The sequence below is a fragment of the Spirochaetia bacterium genome (genome assembly GCA_022482625.1).
In the GTDB taxonomy this organism is placed as follows: domain Bacteria; phylum Spirochaetota; class Spirochaetia; order Sphaerochaetales; family Sphaerochaetaceae; genus Pleomorphochaeta.
Map to the genome: position 1 here is coordinate 912,966 of JAKVOU010000001.1, position 17,386 is coordinate 930,351.

14 protein-coding genes and 1 tRNA gene are annotated in these 17,386 nt (G+C 42.7%); 6 read left to right on the forward strand and 9 right to left on the reverse strand.

What is annotated here, in order from left to right:
- Window positions 1-478 precede the first annotated feature (478 nt).
- Window positions 479-550 (reverse strand) — tRNA-Val (locus LKE40_04140).
- Between the two features lie 667 nt (window positions 551-1,217).
- On the opposite strand from LKE40_04140, the gene LKE40_04145 reads away from it, so the two are divergent.
- From LKE40_04145 to LKE40_04160, 4 genes are all read left to right on the forward strand, one after another.
- Entirely contained in the window at window positions 1,218-1,700 is a 483-nt protein-coding gene (locus LKE40_04145) for a MarR family winged helix-turn-helix transcriptional regulator (GenBank protein ID MCH3916650.1), read from the forward strand.
- A 149-nt stretch (window positions 1,701-1,849) separates the two neighbouring features.
- Window positions 1,850-3,241, forward strand: coding sequence for an MATE family efflux transporter (locus LKE40_04150; GenBank protein MCH3916651.1), 1,392 nt, complete (start codon window positions 1,850-1,852; stop codon window positions 3,239-3,241).
- 126 nt (window positions 3,242-3,367) lie between these two features.
- Window positions 3,368-3,919 carry a hypothetical protein gene (locus tag LKE40_04155; protein MCH3916652.1) on the forward strand — a complete coding sequence of 184 codons (552 nt, stop codon included), beginning with the start codon at window positions 3,368-3,370 and terminating at the stop codon, window positions 3,917-3,919.
- Window positions 3,910-4,104: a hypothetical protein gene (locus LKE40_04160; GenBank protein ID MCH3916653.1), complete on the forward strand. Its 195-nt coding sequence runs from the start codon at window positions 3,910-3,912 to the stop codon at window positions 4,102-4,104. The genes LKE40_04155 and LKE40_04160 overlap by 10 nt, the downstream gene beginning before the upstream one ends.
- Window positions 4,105-4,193: 89 nt before the next feature.
- On the opposite strand, the gene LKE40_04165 is transcribed toward LKE40_04160, so the two are convergent.
- The 3 genes from LKE40_04165 to LKE40_04175 are packed head-to-tail and all read right to left on the reverse strand — an operon-like array spanning window position 4,194 to window position 7,605.
- Complete coding sequence (locus tag LKE40_04165; GenBank protein MCH3916654.1) at window positions 4,194-5,522, reverse strand: phosphomannomutase/phosphoglucomutase; 1,329 nt, start codon at window positions 5,520-5,522, stop codon at window positions 4,194-4,196.
- Window positions 5,523-5,566: 44 nt separating this feature from the next.
- Window positions 5,567-6,064: a DNA-deoxyinosine glycosylase gene (locus LKE40_04170; protein MCH3916655.1), complete on the reverse strand. Its 498-nt coding sequence runs from the start codon at window positions 6,062-6,064 to the stop codon at window positions 5,567-5,569.
- Window positions 6,061-7,605, reverse strand: coding sequence for an NAD(P)/FAD-dependent oxidoreductase (locus tag LKE40_04175; protein ID MCH3916656.1), 1,545 nt, complete (start codon window positions 7,603-7,605; stop codon window positions 6,061-6,063). Before LKE40_04175 ends, LKE40_04170 begins: the two co-directional genes overlap by 4 nt.
- 88 nt (window positions 7,606-7,693) lie before the next feature.
- Here LKE40_04175 and LKE40_04180 point away from each other — a divergent pair, with 88 nt between their 5' ends.
- Window positions 7,694-9,601, forward strand: a complete 1,908-nt coding sequence (locus LKE40_04180) for an ATP-binding cassette domain-containing protein (protein ID MCH3916657.1) — start codon at window positions 7,694-7,696, stop codon at window positions 9,599-9,601.
- A gap of 62 nt (window positions 9,602-9,663) precedes the next feature.
- Here the strand turns inward: LKE40_04180 and LKE40_04185 are convergent, their stop codons facing one another.
- Window positions 9,664-12,072 carry an EAL domain-containing protein gene (locus tag LKE40_04185; protein ID MCH3916658.1) on the reverse strand — a complete coding sequence of 803 codons (2,409 nt, stop codon included), beginning with the start codon at window positions 12,070-12,072 and terminating at the stop codon, window positions 9,664-9,666.
- Between the two features lie 219 nt (window positions 12,073-12,291).
- On the opposite strand from LKE40_04185, the gene LKE40_04190 reads away from it, so the two are divergent.
- The gene (locus tag LKE40_04190; protein ID MCH3916659.1) at window positions 12,292-13,092 is read left to right on the forward strand and encodes a M48 family metallopeptidase; all 801 of its coding nucleotides are present in this window, start codon (window positions 12,292-12,294) and stop codon (window positions 13,090-13,092) included.
- 1 nt (window position 13,093) lies between these two features.
- On the opposite strand, the gene LKE40_04195 is transcribed toward LKE40_04190, so the two are convergent.
- The 4 genes from LKE40_04195 to ygeW all read right to left on the reverse strand — a co-directional run bounded on the left by LKE40_04195 (window position 13,094) and on the right by ygeW (window position 17,345).
- Window positions 13,094-14,275 (reverse strand): caspase family protein, encoded by a 1,182-nt coding sequence (locus LKE40_04195; GenBank protein MCH3916660.1) that lies wholly within the window; start codon window positions 14,273-14,275, stop codon window positions 13,094-13,096.
- Between the two features lie 110 nt (window positions 14,276-14,385).
- Window positions 14,386-15,252 (reverse strand): nucleotidyl transferase AbiEii/AbiGii toxin family protein, encoded by an 867-nt coding sequence (locus LKE40_04200; GenBank protein ID MCH3916661.1) that lies wholly within the window; start codon window positions 15,250-15,252, stop codon window positions 14,386-14,388.
- A 1-nt stretch (window position 15,253) separates the two neighbouring features.
- On the reverse strand, window positions 15,254-15,844 hold the full coding sequence (locus LKE40_04205) for a hypothetical protein (GenBank protein ID MCH3916662.1): 591 nt from the start codon (window positions 15,842-15,844) through the stop codon (window positions 15,254-15,256).
- Window positions 15,845-16,142: 298 nt separating this feature from the next.
- Complete coding sequence (ygeW, locus tag LKE40_04210) at window positions 16,143-17,345, reverse strand: knotted carbamoyltransferase YgeW (GenBank protein ID MCH3916663.1); 1,203 nt, start codon at window positions 17,343-17,345, stop codon at window positions 16,143-16,145.
- Window positions 17,346-17,386 lie beyond the last annotated feature (41 nt).

Consider the following 17,386-nt stretch of genomic DNA (forward strand, 5'->3'; position numbering starts at 1 on the left):
TAACACTTGGAAAAAGATTACATCTTGTTATTAATTTAGCTCATACACAAAGTTGCTTTGACCTGACCTATAAAGTGACCACCAACGAAGCTGGTGGTCACCATTAATCTTTTTCAAAAACATAATTCAAGCGGTTGACCTTATTTGTCAAATAATTCCGCAGTGCGTTTAAACATACTTTCAACAGCCATTTTTGGTGTATAATTTTCCTTTAAAATCCATTTTTGAATTTCATTGTTAATAATTACGTCTTTAACTCCTGCATATTTATGCACCCTGACCAATCAGTTTCGAGTTTTGCAAAAAGCTCTTTGAACTATTCTTTCTTTTATACAAAGAAAACTTCCGACATGGCCTAGCCATATAAATGTCTCCCAAACCGCATGTACCGTGAATAACGGTAACAGTGAAGAAATCTATATGAACGCTGACTATTCAGAAGTTCTAGCAAGTAACTATACTATAAATAATTAAATTTTGAGACCGATTGGGTTTGAACCAACGACTTCTACCGTGTGAAGGTAGCACTCTCCCACTGAGTTACGGTCTCGGGAAACCTCTTTTCCAAGGGATAACACAAAGTTCTACTCTTACGCGAACCTACACCCATTGAAAAGACATTAACTGACCATATAGAAAAGCATCGGAAAAGTCAATAGCAAGAACCTTTTGGTCCCTAGCAGCCAGCCTTTCCTTGATAGAAAAAGCCTGACTTATCTATCGACGGTATAGTACCTATTTCATCACCACAATGCACATGGCATACCTGCTTCTGTATTGAATTATTTATACTTCCACACCTATCCTTCACAAAACTCCATATAACTTCGTTTTCCTTTTCCGTCTATGACCGGTATACTGGGACCAGGTCAAAAGAATGAGTTGCTTCATTGATACAAACAACTATCTTATGAAGATTGCCTTTGTTTCGGTGTGGCTCCATTCGTATGATTCCTTCAGATAAACCTTGTTTCCATTTCGTACAGGAAGGAGTTTCTGCTGGATAAGACTCTCAGATTTGCCCTTTCCTGTTCTGCCTGCCTAGCGATAAAGACAGGCAGTTTATTATTTCAGGCCCCTGCCTTTTCCTTGCTACTGCAAAAAGACAATAGAGAGAGAAGTGTTTTCTCAAGCCTGTTGCTCCCAAGATAGTAGCAAATCATCAGAAAAGGAAATGTCTATTGACAAATGTGTTTAGTATATATACACTTTAAGATATGTTATATCTCAACTTCAAGAACAGAGGCAAACTCAGTTACCAGTTCCTAAGAATTGCCGTCAAATTGACAGAATTCGATAAGGTAACACAGAATTATGGGACAGATACGAAACTCACTATGGCTGAAATCCATATGATCAAGGCAATTAAGGAAACTGATGATTGTCACGTAACGAAACTGGCTGCTTTGCTTGGAGTAACAAAGGGTGCAGTTTCCCAAATCACAAAAAAATTGGAAAGGAAACATATGATTTCCAAAAGTACAGATCCAAACAACCTGTCAAAACAAATCCTAAGATTAACGGATATCGGGGAAACAGCAAATGATTGCCATGAGGCTCTGCATAAGGAATTTGATGCCGTTTTCATGGAAACATTGGCAAATGCCACTCCAGAAAACATAGAGTTTCTCAAGGACTTTCTCCATCGCATGGAAACAGAAATCGATGTTTATGAAAGCAATGGACATATACAACTTTAACCATTGTCTTTACTGACATCAGTTCCTTATGAAAAAGAAAATTTCGTGAAACAGTATAGCTACTAAATACTTTTTGTAGTAACAAATTCGTTTGGGTTTATAACACAGCATACATGTATAGCACCTAAACAATATAAGAGGAAAATAAAATGAACGATCAGAAACTACAGTTGATGAGAACAGGCAACATGCCAGAGGTACTTGCCAGACTTGGTATCCCGACCATGGTCGGAATGATGGTATCAGCGTTGTACAGTGTTGTAGACGCCTATTTCGTCGGTGGATTAGGAACGAGCCAAATGGGTGCCATCGCAGTTGTATTTCCCGTGGTACAAGTCATTGTGGGCTTGGGAATGACCTTCGGAAGCGGAGCAGCTTCATATATTGCACGGATGCTCGGCAAAGGAGATGCCCAGGCAGCAAACCACACGGCAGCAACAGCATTGTATACAAGCCTTGCTGTAGGTGCCGTTGCAATATTGCTCTCATTGGCCCATCTTGACCGTATACTTACCGCATTGGGAGCAACTTCTACCATACTTCCCTATGCCAGAGCATATGCTAGCATCTATATTGCAGGCTCTATCCTCAATGTCTTTAATATCACCATGAACAACATCATTACAGCTGAAGGCAGGTCAACACTGACCATGGTATCCATGTGCATAGGAGGTGGACTCAATGTTGTCCTAGATCCTCTTTTCATTTATCCTCTTGGTTTTGGTATCAGAGGAGCTGCAATTGCAACTGTCATTTCACAGGTAGCAACTGCATGTCTATATTTCTGGTACATTGGATGCAAAAAGGGATATCTGCGTTTTGCACCCAGTCTTTTTTCCTTCGACAAAACCATATTCATGGAAATATTCAAGGTAGGTGTCCCAATCCTTGTATTCCAGCTACTGACAAGCATATCTTTGGGGCTTTCAAATACTGCTGCCACCACTTATGGTGATTCGGCCGTTGCAGCCGTAGGTGTTGTCACAAGGATACTGACTCTCGGTACCTATGTTATCTTCGGATATATGAAGGGTTACCAACCGGTAGTCGGATACAATTACGGCGCAGGGCGCAATGACCGTGTCAGGCAAGCGACAAAGCTCTCACTTCTCTGGTCAACTGTATTTTGCATAGTTGCTGCAGGCCTCATGCTTATCATCCCAAAGCAAATTATCAATCTGTTTACGACTGGTGATGCGGATCTGTCTACCATAGGAGCCCATATGCTTTGGGCAAATGGTTTGGTTTTTCCTCTCTTTGGTTTCCAAATGGTTACCATGGCATTGTTCCTGGCTATGGGAAAAGGCAAAGAAGGAGGCATATTAAGTATAAGCAGACAAGGACTTTTCTTTGTCCCGGCCATTTTGCTACTTCCCCATTTCTTTGGAGTCAATGGTATAATCTGGGCGCAACCTGTTGCTGATGCCGCAACAGATATTCTAGCAATCATCCTGGTACTCAGATTACATAAGGAATTATCAGCTACCAGCAAAGACAATCTGAAGAAAGCCATGTCAACAAACTCAGATACAACTGTATAAGTCTTTATATGCCCACACTTGAAATCGTTCTTTGCAGAAACAAGAGCTTTGCTTTGCATAACTATCATAATTTATGATATAGTAGTCACATCAGAGACAGAACGGAAAATGCGGAAAGGGAAAAACATGAAGAAAAAACATATTGCGGTCATCCTGGCTATCATAGGTTCAAGCATAGCATTGCTGACTGCAAAGCCTGCAACGTCGGTGCCATCAGATTCTGATCAGATTCTCTATGACAAATCAGGTAACCCGATTACATTCGTTACACCGCATGGTCCGGCACCATATGCTTACATAGTCCCGAATTCAATCGTGGGTTACTACGAAGCTTACATTCCACTTGGATTTACTTACAGCTATGGCAGTCATGCCATCGAAGGATCATCAGATGACGCTTTTACTACCATGGGAGTCAACTTTGACTGTTATATCTATGATTATGGAGAACCCTTGGGACTAGGGATGAAAGCTGCATGTACATTTGGCGATAACCTTGTCTCAGTATCATTTCTTCTTGAGCCTGCATACCGTTTTACTATTACCTCTGAGCTAGAAGGTTACATGGGCATAGGATTTGCCATGAATGCAATCGGCAGCAATGATGATGACACAGGACAGAACTCAGGAAGTAACAAAGTCAACCTTCCTTTTCATCGGTCCCTGGCATGGACATAGGCTTCAATTTCAGTCCGATTCCAGATAATCATTCTTTCTTTATCAATGCCGGCGTAGATGGCGAAGCTCTTTGGCTGGTATCAGATGAAAGCACCGAGGCAACAGGAAAAGACTTCAGATATCGAATTGCACCGCATATCGGCTTTAACTTCAGGTCTGTTTCTCCCCGCTGGCTATTCAACTGAAAACAACGGGAAAAATCAAGGCATATATATTAACAGCGGCACAAACCGTGCCGCCGTTGTCATATACTTTCTCCGTCTTTTACGGATAATCAATCATGAATCAACTGCTTGAGTTCTGCAACTCTTTCATCCAATTCCTTCTTCGTAGAAGCTTCTACGACCAATCTAAGATAAGGCTCCGTATTGGATTTCCTGATATTGAACCACCATGTAGGATATTCAATCCTGTAACCGTCGAAGTCAAGGACTTTCTCAGCCTTGGATGCATAGTTCTCCTTCAACTGTTCCATTACTTCATCCTTGTGCTCAATCTTGAAGTTGACCTCCCCACTGCTGTAATACTTGACAATCTCACCCATCAGCTGAGAGAAACTCTTCCCTTGCTTTTTTGCATCTGCAAGTACGGAAAGCACCATCATCGAAGAGAATAGACCACTGTCACAGTTGTTGAATTCATGGAAATAGTAATGCCCGGCAAGTTCTCCTCCGAAAACAGCACCGGTTTTCCTTAGCATAGCCTTTGCATTGACATGACCGACCTTCCAAATCTTTACTTCAAATCCAAGCTTGGCAAGGTAATCAGTCGTTGACCTGCTGGTTCTGATATCACACACCGCAATTTTATTGCCCGGCATATGAACCATTTTCTGCCCCATGAGACCCATAGCATAATCTGCCTGGATATACGTGCCTTTTTCATCGACGAACATGACCCTGTCCGCATCACCGTCAAAGATAATACCGACATCACAGCCATGCTTCAGAACAGTATCCTGCAGTTGCCTGCAGGTCGTCGGATCAAGAGGATTCGGTGCATGGGCTGGAAAACTTCCATCCAAAGTATCATTCAGGAAAATATGATCTGCACCATATAAGTCTTTGACCAATATCGATGACATGCCATTGCTACAGTCAAATGCAAGCTTCAGGTTCGACACATCAGGCAAGTATTGCTTGAGAAATTCCAGATATGGAGCCTTTGCATCTACCTTTTCAATCGTACCCTTCTTCTTTGCAACAACAATTTCATCCTCGTTGCACATCTTTTCCAAATCCTTGAGCCCTGAATCACCTCCGACAGGAATTGCCCCGGCAGCGCTGATCTTCAACCCATTGTATTTTGCAGGATTATGGCTGGCTGTAATCTGGACACTACCGCCACAGGGGAAATGAACCGTCGCAAAATAAACCATTGGAGTTGAGGCCAGTCCGATGTCAACAACAGTACAACCGGCATCCATCAGTCCTTGGGACAGACCTTCAAACATCTTGTCACTTGAAAGACGCATGTCTCTTCCAACGACAATTCTGTCAGTCGAAAGTAACTTAGGCAGAAAATAACCTACCTTATATGCCAATTTTTCATCCAGATCTTCTCCGAAGATACCGCGAATATCATATGCTTTGAAAGCACCCATCATATCCCTCCTGATTTAGGTATGGTAGTATATGTATTATTGTATCACCTTTCAGCTTTTTCTCCTAGGTTCAAACCTTTTTGCCAAAGCAAAAGCTTTTCCTCAAAAGGCAGCGTATAGGCAGGGCTGGTCGAGGGCATCACCAAAAAATCAATGTCGGGATAATAACCGACTTCCTTCCGATAAAGGCTACAAGCCGTTTTGCCATTGAAAAGGACTCTGACTATGGTAGGCTGTCCCTGCAGGAGCTTCTCTACTGCATGGGGTTCTACATTCCTTATTGCAGTATCAAGGGAACCCTTCCGTTCACATCGCCTGACCACATCCCACAAGGCAATGCCATTGTTCCTAAGCAGTTGTTTTTTCTCCTCATAGTCCGAGAAGCCTCGCTTCTTATTGTAAAGGATGTCCATTATCTTCCAGAAAGCATTACGCTCATGCCCATAGTATTCTGATTTTGCAAGGGATCGCACGCTTGGCGCTGACCCCAGGATCAGCAGTTTTGGCTCAGCCCCGATGATGGCATCAAAAGCTTCTATCATGCCAAGTACCTTACCACTGCATCAGCAACGTTGATGCCATCCATGGCAGAACTGACAATACCTCCTGCATAACCGGCGCCCTCGCCACAGGGAAACAATCCATCTTTGGACATCAAGGAAACATCATCCCTGACTATCCGTACAGGACTGCTGGTCCGACTCTCACAGGCAAGCAACAACGCTTCATCGGTAAGGAATCCCCTCGCTTTCTGTCCGAATTGTTCGAAAGCAAGTTTAAGCCTCATGCTGACAAAAGACGGAAACAAGGTTCTCAAATCAGCACTGGCTACGCCAGGCACATAGCTGGTTTCCGGCAAGTCATTACTCATTTTGCCGGCACAGAAATCCGTCATTCTCTGGGCAGGCACAACAAGGCCTTTGTCAAAGACCTTCCATGTACGCATTTCCATTGCCTTCTGAAATGAAAGCATGCCAAGAGCCCCCTGGAATTGGACAGGCATATCCTCAGGATGCAGTTCCACTACCATGGCACTGTTGGCCCATCTGCCTGTACGCGAAGCTGGACTCATGCCATTGACAACCGTACGGCCTTGCTCAGTATGCGAAGGAATGACTAATCCGCCAGGACACATGCAGAAGGAATAGACACCACGTCCTTGTACCTGTGTAACAAAACTATATTCAGCAGCAGGCAGATAACTTCCACGTCCCTTGGGGTCCTTGTATTGTATCCGATCAATCAATTGCTGAGGATGTTCAACCCTGACTCCTATGGCTATCCCTTTTGCTTCAAGATCATAGCTACCATCTTTCAGGAACCTATAGACAGACTCTGCACTATGGCCTGTTGCAAGTACGATAGGTCCATCAAAGGTCGAACCATCTCGACAAAGGGCTCCGCAAACCCTTCCATCTGTTTCCTTTAAGCCGACTACTTCCGTATTGAAATGGACTTCTCCACCATATTCAATGATGGTGTTTCGCATATGTTCAATGATCCGGGGAAGCTTATCAGTACCAAGATGAGGATGAGATTGTCCGAGGATAGCAGGATCAGCCCCATGTTGGCAAAACTGAAAAAGAACTTTGTCAACATTTCCCCGTTTCTTCGACCGGGTATAAAGTTTGCCATCAGAAAAAGTTCCTGCCCCTCCTTCCCCAAAGCAAAAATTGGAGTTTTCATCCACATGGTTCGACCTGATCATCTTCGCTATGCTGATCTTACGTCCATGTACCTGTTCTCCTCGTTCCAAGACAATGGGACAAAGTCCCTGCTCCAGCAACCTCAGAGCACAAAAAAGTCCTGCAGGGCCCTCACCTACGACAATGACCCTTTTGCAATTCCGCACATCCTTGTATTCAGTTTTTTCATAAGGAAGCGATGGTTCCTGGGAAACAAATATCCTCACTTCCATGTCAACCATGACAGGATGCCTGCGGGCATCAATCGACTGTCGTCTTACCAGGATGTCTGTTACTTCATCTACAGGTACCTTGGCTCTGCCTGCAGACTCTTTCAACAAAGATTGCCTTACGAAAGCAACTTGCGGCAGTATTCTCAGATGTATATCTTTTACCATGTCCATATGGTAGCTATTCACACTATCTGCGTCAACGGAAACAAGCCTTTCAGTTGCAAACACCGGGCTCTTGCGCTACCATAGGCTCATGAATGTTCTATCTGTGGAGCAAATCTCCAAGACCCTCAATGATGCACCTTTGTTTGAAAATGTTACATTTGGCTTGGAAAGCGGCGAACATGTCGGCTTGATAGGCAGCAACGGATGTGGCAAGAGCACACTGCTCAACATACTCAGCGGCAAGCTTGAGACTGATACCGGAAAAGTAAGCATGTCAAATGCAGCTCAGATACTGATACTTGAACAAACCGTTTCCTTTGCAACTGACGATACTGTAGAACAGTATCTTTACAAAGCAAAAAGCCCCCGGTTCAAGCTTCTGGAACGCTACCACAAATTACTCGACAAAGCCACAGAACCGGCCACGCAAAAGCAACTGGCAGACCTGACTGACAAAATGGAAAAAGATGGTACATGGAACATCGTCTCGGACTTTACCTCTATCTTGGGTGAACTGGGACTTTCGGACGTTTTGAACCGACGCATGGCAACCCTATCAGGAGGAGAACAGAAAAAAGTTGCCATAGCACGGGTATTATGCGGGAAACCGACCATCCTGCTGCTTGATGAGCCGACAAACCATCTGGACATCGACACCATCGAATGGCTCCAGGATTATCTCTCTACAAGCAACATGACTATGATCATCGTTACACATGACCGATATTTTCTCAATGCAGTCTGCACAAGGATCATCGAACTTGATGATGGGCAGGTCTATTTCCATCCCGGCAACTATGACAGTTACTTGCTTCGCAGGGCAAAACGGATCGATGACAACCAAAAGCAGCAGGATAGATTTGCAACCATACTGAGACGGGAATTGGAATGGCTGAAGCGTGGCCCACAGGCAAGGACAGGTAAGGATTCAGGCAGAAAAGATCGTATTGTTTCCATGCAGGAACAACAGAAAAATGTCCAGGATATTGCCCAGAACCAATTCACATCTGCTTCCAGACGCTTAGGTAAGAAAATCCTTGAAGTACGGGACATCAGCAAAGGTTTTGCAGGACAACCGTTGTTCAAGGATTTTTCATTTTCATTTACGAAGGGCATGCGAATGGGCATCATAGGAAAGAACGGAAGCGGCAAGAGTACTTTGCTTGATGTACTTACAGGACATCTATCCCCAGATGCAGGAAACGTTGACATCGGCGTCAATACGGTTTTCGGTTATTATGACCAGAAAGGAAGGAACCTGAACAGCAGCAAAAGTGTACTTGAATATGTGGAAGATATCAGCGAACGTATTACTTTGGCTCCGGAGCAACAGGTAACGGCCGCCAGATTCCTTGAATTGTTCTCATTCCCTACGAAACTGCACAGACTACCCATTTCAACTTTGTCGGGAGGACAAAGACGAAGGCTTTATCTGATCTCAAGATTGCTGAGCAATCCGAATTTTCTTGTCTTGGACGAGCCTACGAATGATCTTGATGTAAAGACAATGGAAAATCTTGAAAGCTACATCGCAGATTTCGAAGGGTGTTGCCTCATTGTTTCCCATGACCGTGCTTTCCTAGACCATACTTGCCAAGATCTGCTCATACTTTCAAACCAGCATGTCGAACGATTCGAAGGCAATTACTCAAGTTGGAAAGTTGAGGAAAATGCAAGGAAGGAAGAAAAGCAGCAACAGGAACGGCAAGCCATCAAGGCACAGCAGAAAGCCCAAGAAAGATCTGATGCGGAAAAAACCAAAAAAAGCAGGAAAGGCCTGACTTACAAAGAAAAGCTAGAACTCAAGGATTTGGAAAGCAACATTGCGGAAAAAGAAAAATTAGTTGCAGACTTAGAGGCGAGTTTTGCCACTGCAGACACAACAGAATTAGGGACATTACAGGAAAGAACTATAGCTTATGCAAAGGCAAAGGACCAACTTGAATCCATGGAAAACCGGTGGCTTGAATTGAGCATGCTTGTTGAAGAGGCGTAAACATTGCATAGAAGGAGAAGCAGAAATCAAGATAATGTCTTTATCTGTTTCTCCTTTTCATTTCAGAACCACCGGGATTGCTGTGGCTCCTTACAGTTTGTTTCCAGCTTTGCGACAGTTTTGTCAAAACGGGCATCGTGCATAAACAAAGCTCCTGTAGGACAATTCTTTATACAAGCACAGCAGTGTATACAACTGCTCTTGTCTTTTGTTGTCCAGGCATGGGTAGGACAGACCACATAACAGGATCCACAATTGATGCAAAGTGTCTGTTTTTTTTCCGGCATATAGGGATCTTCCATAGGGGCAATGCCCTTACGGTAAGGCCTGTTACCTGGAATCTTACCGATTTCACCGCTTTTGCGACGCTCTTTGACTTTCTCTGCAAATTGTCTGATAACAGCCATATCAGCCGAAGAAGGACGATAGGTACCGACCTTGCTGGTAAAACTGTGTTCGGCAACTATTGCTATAGCCCCAATTACCCTGCCACCTTTTGCACTGACAAGATCAGATGCTTCAATCAACGCATCATCAAAGGCTCTGTTGCCATAGGTTGCCACAAGTGCCACATCAGCGCCTTTGAAATTTGCCTGTTCCTTCAGATATTCCGCAAAAACAGAGGGAACTCTCCCCGCATACACGGGAAACGAAACTACGGCAAGTTCCCTGTCAGTTGCAGAAAAGTTTTTTTTTCTTTCTTCGGGCAAAGTAACATTGAAGACTGATTCCTTGCAGATCAATGATGCCAAGTAAGAACCACAAAGCAGACTGGAACTTGTCGGCGAAAAAGAAAGATGTTTCACCGTACAATTCTTCTGATGTATCTGATCTACAAAGAATGCCTCAAATTTGGCAGCAGGCAGGGGTTTGGAAAAATAATAGCCCTGTGCATAAGGGCAACCGATCGAATTAAGATACTTTGCATCCTCCTCAAGCTCAACACCTTCCGCTATAACAGCTAGGTCAAGCTCCTTGGCAATGCCCATTATCAAGCGAAGAATAGCCCTTTTGCTCGTCCAGTTGGACCTGCGGTTGTTGACAAAAAGCATATCAAGTTTCAATGCATCCACAGGTACTTCACTGAGCATATTGAGGCTCGAATAGCCAGAGCCGAAATCATCCATTTCAATATAGAATCCCCGATGTCCAAGTTCATTTACGACTTCAATCAATTGGGTCTGGCTCTGCGTATAAGCTGATTCAGTGATTTCTATATGCAACATATCCGGATCAATCCCATACTGTTTGACCAATGCTGTCAATTGGTCACAAAGTCCTTCCTCATAGATGTCAAGCCTGGACATATTAACTGAAATCGGAACAACAGGAATTCCTGCTTTCTTCCATTGTGCCAACTGTCTGCAAGCTTCCTTCCAGACATATTTATCCAGTTCGATGATAAAACCATTTTTTTCGAACAATGGAATAAACATTGCAGGAGAAAGAAAACCTCTGGAAGGATTATCCCATCGGACCAAGGCTTCTGCACCGATGACAGTACCTGTCGAAAGTTCCCATTTGGGCTGATAGTATACAACAAACTGATGTTCTTTGAGTGCATTTTCCATCTGCAGGACAATTTCTTGTTCCTGGAGCATCTGTTCATACATTTCCGGAAGGAAGTGTGCAACATGCACATCATACTTGCCTTTGATTTCAGACAGTGCCATTTTTGCCAAACCGCACATGGTACTGATTTCCTGAGACACGTCATTGATTCCATAGATACCGAACTGTATATGCATTGGAATTGACAACAGCACCTTCTGATGACAAGTCTTTGCAATATCTTCCAAGATTTTTTCTATATTGCTGCAGTGTCGTATCAGAATAAAATAGCAATCTGCATATGACCGCGTCATGACAGCTGATGGCAGGTTTCGTTTCAGCAGTTCAGCCAGGCATTGCAATACATGGTCACCCGTATCTGTTCCATATATTTTATTTATCAGCTTGAACCTGACAATATCACAGTAAATCAAATCATAGGATCCGCTGGAATTGGCATCCAATTCTTTCCTTGCTTGCTGGTAAAATCCATCTTCATTGAGCAAACCGGTCAAAGCATCATGTTGCCCATCATTGACTGTCTTCTCATTTTCAGTAGCAGCGGTCAACATCGTCAAAGTTTCTGACAATGTATGCATATCGAGACAACGGTGAAACACATGCGTTTTTGTCAGATATTTTTCCAAATCCCCCACTGTCGATTCCAAAGTAGTCAGAGGGATAAAGGCGCCTACACCCTCTTTTTCCACTTTATCGAGGAATTCATAGACTTCAGAACAGGGACTCCGCAAGTCAAGCACTACGGCAGCAATATATTTCAAATGCCATTGAAGAAATGATAAAGACTCTTTTTCATACTGTACGACATGTGTCTGAAATATTTCCCCCAACACTTGTGACAGTTCGCGGCCTCTTTCAAGGTCATTGCTTACTATCAACACAAGATGTGCATTAGACAAAACCCCCCTCCTTGGTATCAACAATATCCTTGCTGCATGGAAAAAAATATCCAAACAGCAACCTTTTCCCTTACACTTCTTCCTTGATACCACAAGTTTGATTGTATATCAACTTAACATAAAATTACTTTTTAACCATTTGTTGATTATTTTGTAAGAAATCTGTGTTCTTGCACAAGGACGTACTTATATACTATCTTAGTAAATAAGGAGATATTTATGCAGATTACTACAGAAAACCTAGTCCATCCTCTAGACAGCCAAGCCCTTGAAGATTTAAAGTCACTTCCCAACTTCCGGGACTTCAGCTACGGCTTCTCCATGGAACTGAATGATGACATACTTCTGGCTTCTTCCCTGTCCAGTAAAATCAGACTTTCTGATTCTCAATTACCGACCCTTTATGTCATACTTAAGGATTTATGCAAACGCCTTGACATCAAGGTTCCTTATTTTTTCCTGGAGATCAGCACATTGCCATCCATCTATACCCTTGGCTTTGAACAACCTGCCATCACAATAACTTCAGGGCTGGTAGATCAATTGACTGAAGAGCAGACAGAAGCACTTCTAGCAAGGGAATGTGGACATATTCTCTGTGGTCATACCATGTACAAAACGATGGCACATTTCACATCTTCCTTGCTGGCCAGGCAATTCGGAACAAATATGCATCTGACTCCATCTCTTCTCAGAGCATTGAATTATTGGGATCACATAAGTGAAGCTACGGCTGACAGGGTTTGTGCGGTATTAATGAATGACCCCGAGCTGGTCCAACAATCCCTTGTAATCGAAGCTGGTGGCAACAAGGCAGGTGTCGTTACTGCAATTGATTATGACCAGTTGCAATACCAGGCAAAGGATTTTACCTCATTCATGCAACAGCGCCATGAAGAGCATAATTTCTCCCGTCTTGCCGAAGCAAATTCATTCCTGACCATCAGGTTGAAGTCACTTGCCGACTGGTGTGATACAACTGAATATAGACAGCTTGCGGAACGATGCTGTAAAAGATGAGTTACAACCCTGTAAACAGGAGTAAATCTTCCCTACCGCCGTTAACAACCAAATAGTTGTCTAAACCATAATACTCAGCATAACAGGAATCAAACTTGGCTGAGGTTGACGCATATAGGCTGTCAACGGTAATATCACCTCCGTCATTGGCGGGAATATCATCAGCAAGCCCTGTGAACGTCTTCCAATCCCAGCCGATTGCCTCATCCATGCTTCTGGTAAGGCATCCATGGGCAGGAGAGATATCCGTATCATCACCTGCTCTATGGGTTGAATTCGTGGCTGTCATAACGTATACATCATCATATTGCGTTGCCGTTGCCGACGAAAACAATTTGTCCCAGATTGATGAGCCATCATACTCATCATTCTGGGTATTGGTCGTATAGGTGTCTTCATCAACAGCAACGCCACTGAAGCAACTGTCAAGGATAATGAATTTCTTACCTGGAATAGATGATATACAATTAAGCAAGTCGCTACATTTTAAAAAATTATCTCTATATGAGTATCTATAATGTTCTGTAACAGAAACAAACTCCTGACATAAACAAAGTGAACCATCATCAGTGCCATGTCCGCTATAGTAGAAAATGACCAAATCGTCATCAGTTACAGTAATAGGCGTGTCCGTACCAACAGGTGTAAGATCAAGGGGAAAATCATCCAAATCTTCTGATGCATCACCTACAACATAACAATACTGAGAAATATCCGTACTATTCGAAACATTATCAAGCTTTTCAAGATTTCTTAATAGATTTTTAACATGCTTCTTCGTAGGGCTCAAAGCATCATTAATAATTGAATCATGTATGCCATCTCCGATTCCTTCACTCGTTTCTTCCAAAGTTTTTTGGTTCATAGGAATTATATACAAGGGTGTATTGTTCTTCGAAGCCAAAGCAGAAAAAGAATGTGCCACGTCTGCAGCATCATTCAATGGCCCTTCCAATGTTAGCCCATATTCCTCCACTCGTTGTGTGTTTAGATTACGAACAGGATAAACAATCTTATCATAATTCAGCGACACATCCACCAACACAATCTTTCCATAACCCTTATTTGTATCATGGGGAAGGATAAGGTCACAGGATGAAAGCATGAATACCAATATGGTAGCTAAGAATAACAGACAGTTGTTTGCTCCATGTTTCCTTTGACTTCGGTTATATCCATGCATATATGTATTCCCCTGATATCCAAAATCTTAGTTTTCGGATATATGCTAGCAGACATACATACATCGTAGCATGCATGTACTAACAAAAGCAATACGATAGGAAACGACTTTTATACCACAGTAAGCTTATCAATGATGGAAGTAAAGAATTCCTGCCCCCAAATTGAAAATTGATTTTGGTCTTTGACAAAAGGTCGGACATCTTCTACTGCCTGTTTGAAATCAACTTTCTCGAATTTCTCTCTAAGCATATGCTTCAGGTCCAATAGCCCAAAACTGTCTTTCCAATCTAGCTGTCCGGTTTGGATAAGACGGCACTGAAGATGAAAAAGATTTACTGGAATCCCTTGTGAAAGGTACCAAATGAAATCATAGTAATCACGACCTTTTACTCGATTTTGCCATCCTCGGCACAAAAGAGCATGTATTTTTCCTGCAAACAGTGACGGAGCATCATACAGACATACAGAATGTGATGAAGGCAGAAGTGTATATTTGTTTTCATAGGAAGCACCGTCTGGAGGATCTGTGTCTATTTCAAATTTAATTTTCAATTTCTCATTTGGAGCAATTCCTGAAATAGGAACCTCAGAAGGTATAATGTTAAGAATCTGTATCGAGGTAGTACCTTTGATAAAAGCAGAAGTAACTGCAGAAGATTTAGTTTTCTGTTTTGATTCCACAGTCATTGTGAATCCATTGGCAGTAAGTTCATCTTCTATGGAAGAAAAATAACGAGTCAAATCAAACGTACCGTCAGATTTCTTAAGTGAAAAATCCAAATCTTCTGAAAAACGATCCAGTCCATAAAAAATCCGCAATGCTGAGCCACCATAAAAAGCTGATCCATCAAAAAAATCTGTCCTACTTAACCCACACAAAGCTATTTCTTGGATAATTTCCTTCAAGGCATTACGATAATCAACAACATCCTTGCACTTATATTTCTTCAGCATTGTTGCTACAGCACTGGTCATATCAACTCTTTTCTCCTTCTTCAAGCAATTTCAAGAAAAGCATCAAGTTTCTCTTCCGATATCTGGGAGCCAAAAAATCAACATCTTTCCTGTTCAATGAAAGCACATTTTCTGGTTCCATACGCCAAGATATAAATAAAAGCGTCCTTAATTGTGCAACAGTCTGTACAGGCTGACTTTTATATAACATATCACAGAGTGCTTTTTCTGGCGTAGCCATTTGCCAGCTATAGCTGCCCCCTTCCAATATGGTAACATCACAAGGAAAAACAGTTTCAGGAATTGTACGATAGATGAATGTTCCAAATGGAGTCTGATAAGTCTTTATCTTGTTTTTCCTAAACACTGCCGAAGTGTATACATCTACACGCTCAGGGATAAGTCCATACCAAGCAAGTGCATATTCAAACGAAAGATAGGAGGGCCCGTAGATTGCAGATGCAAGGGCATAAGGAGGAGCATCCTTGTCAGTTTCAAAGAGACCCCGCCGAATTTGTACCAAATCCCCATGTTTGACCATCTGTGTCATTTTTGATTTCGGCGATTTGTAATCTTTTAATGAAGCTCTTATAATCCGTGTATCCTGTAACATTTTTTCTCCAGCAAGTATGATTATATCGTACTTTCTGGAGAAAATCAATTAAAGCATAAGGCAGAATCATTGAACAGCTATAATTGGGTAAACAAAAACCACAATTCTGCCATTGCTACTTCCTCCTTGAAATATGAGACTTGCAAGCCCCTATTGGAATTGCCAGCAAAGCCTCCGTGAGACTTTCACTCAAACTTGATAATACATATCTATACCCCTCATAAGAATAAGACAAACCGGAGCTTCTTCTGCAGAAGCTCCGGTAAACTAACGCGACCATGAAGGGAACACTATTTCTTTATTTTATACGCTTGGCACCTGCATCGAGCAGTTCCTTAAGCTTTGCACTTGGATTCTCGAACTTGGAAAGGAAAATCATTGCAGCAATAACGTAAGGCTTGTAGCTAGCCTGCTTGTAAAGAGGTACACGATACCTATCAAAGACAGAGGCATCGACCTCACCTTCCTTGCAGGAAACGCCGGAAATGTCAGCCGGAAGACAATGCAGATACAAGGCCTTGCCATCCTTTGTAGTCTTCATCAGTTCTTCTGAACAAGTCCAATCCTTGAACTTGGCATTGTTGGCCAGACACTTTTTCTCAAGGGTATCCAGTTCATCAAATTTTGCTTCATCAACAAGCTTGGTTCGCTCTTCCATGATGCTGAAAGGAGCCCAGCTCTTCGGATAGACGATGTCAGCATCCCTGAAGGCTTCTTCCATAGAATTGACCTTCTTGAAAGAACCACCGCTCTTCTTTGCATTTTCAGCTGCAATCTTCTCAACCTCAGGCATCACATCATAGCCTTCGGGATGAGCCAGGACAACATCCATGCCGAAACGGGTAAATAGACCGATGACTCCCTGAGGAACAGAAAGAGGCTTGCCATATGAAGGGCTATAAGCCCATGTCATTGCAACTTTCTTACCCTTCAGCTTGTCTTCACCACCGAAGTAATTGATTACGGAAAGGATATCAGCCATTGTCTGAGTCGGATGGTCTATATCACACTGAAGATTCACCAAGGTAGGTCTCTGCTCAAGTACGCCATCATCAAAGCCTTCCTGTACAGCATCTGCTACGGTCTTCTGATACGTATGTCCCTTGCCGATATACATATCATCACGGATACCGATGACATCAGCCATGAAGCTGATCATATTGGCGGTCTCACGGACTGTCTCACCATGGGCAATCTGACTTTTCTTTTCATCCAGATCCTGCACTTCAAGTCCCAGCAGATTGCAGGCACTGGAAAAGGAGAAACGAGTCCTGGTAGAATTATCCCTGAATATTGAGATTCCCAATCCACTGTCAAAGACCTTGGAAGAAATATTATTCTCCCTTAGACCGCGAAGAATCTCAGCTACCGTAAAGACAGCTTTAATCTCATCATCACTTTCCTTCCAAGTGTGATAGAAATCATTAAGATACATATTCTGCGTATCAAGGGACTTGAGCACCTTGATCAACTGCTCTATCGCAGCCTTGTCCTTCTTCATATACACTTTCTCCTCTACATAGGTACTATGGATACACGTAT

Bases quoted from the DNA above. Each gene is read 5' to 3' on its own strand.
- LKE40_04175 (MCH3916656.1), bottom strand. From the start codon at position 7,605: ATGGTAAAAGATATACATCTGAGAATACTGCCGCAAGTTGCTTTCGTA.
- LKE40_04165 (MCH3916654.1), bottom strand. From the start codon at position 5,522: ATGGGTGCTTTCAAAGCATATGATATTCGCGGTATCTTCGGAGAAGAT.
- LKE40_04180 (MCH3916657.1), top strand. From the start codon at position 7,694: ATGAATGTTCTATCTGTGGAGCAAATCTCCAAGACCCTCAATGATGCA.
- ygeW (MCH3916663.1), bottom strand. From the start codon at position 17,345: ATGAAGAAGGACAAGGCTGCGATAGAGCAGTTGATCAAGGTGCTCAAG.
- LKE40_04200 (MCH3916661.1), bottom strand. From the start codon at position 15,252: ATGACCAGTGCTGTAGCAACAATGCTGAAGAAATATAAGTGCAAGGAT.
- LKE40_04205 (MCH3916662.1), bottom strand. From the start codon at position 15,844: ATGTTACAGGATACACGGATTATAAGAGCTTCATTAAAAGATTACAAA.
- LKE40_04190 (MCH3916659.1), top strand. From the start codon at position 12,292: ATGCAGATTACTACAGAAAACCTAGTCCATCCTCTAGACAGCCAAGCC.
- LKE40_04160 (MCH3916653.1), top strand. From the start codon at position 3,910: ATGGACATAGGCTTCAATTTCAGTCCGATTCCAGATAATCATTCTTTC.
- LKE40_04170 (MCH3916655.1), bottom strand. From the start codon at position 6,064: ATGATAGAAGCTTTTGATGCCATCATCGGGGCTGAGCCAAAACTGCTG.
- LKE40_04195 (MCH3916660.1), bottom strand. From the start codon at position 14,275: ATGCATGGATATAACCGAAGTCAAAGGAAACATGGAGCAAACAACTGT.
- LKE40_04155 (MCH3916652.1), top strand. From the start codon at position 3,368: ATGAAGAAAAAACATATTGCGGTCATCCTGGCTATCATAGGTTCAAGC.
- LKE40_04145 (MCH3916650.1), top strand. From the start codon at position 1,218: ATGTTATATCTCAACTTCAAGAACAGAGGCAAACTCAGTTACCAGTTC.
- LKE40_04150 (MCH3916651.1), top strand. From the start codon at position 1,850: ATGAACGATCAGAAACTACAGTTGATGAGAACAGGCAACATGCCAGAG.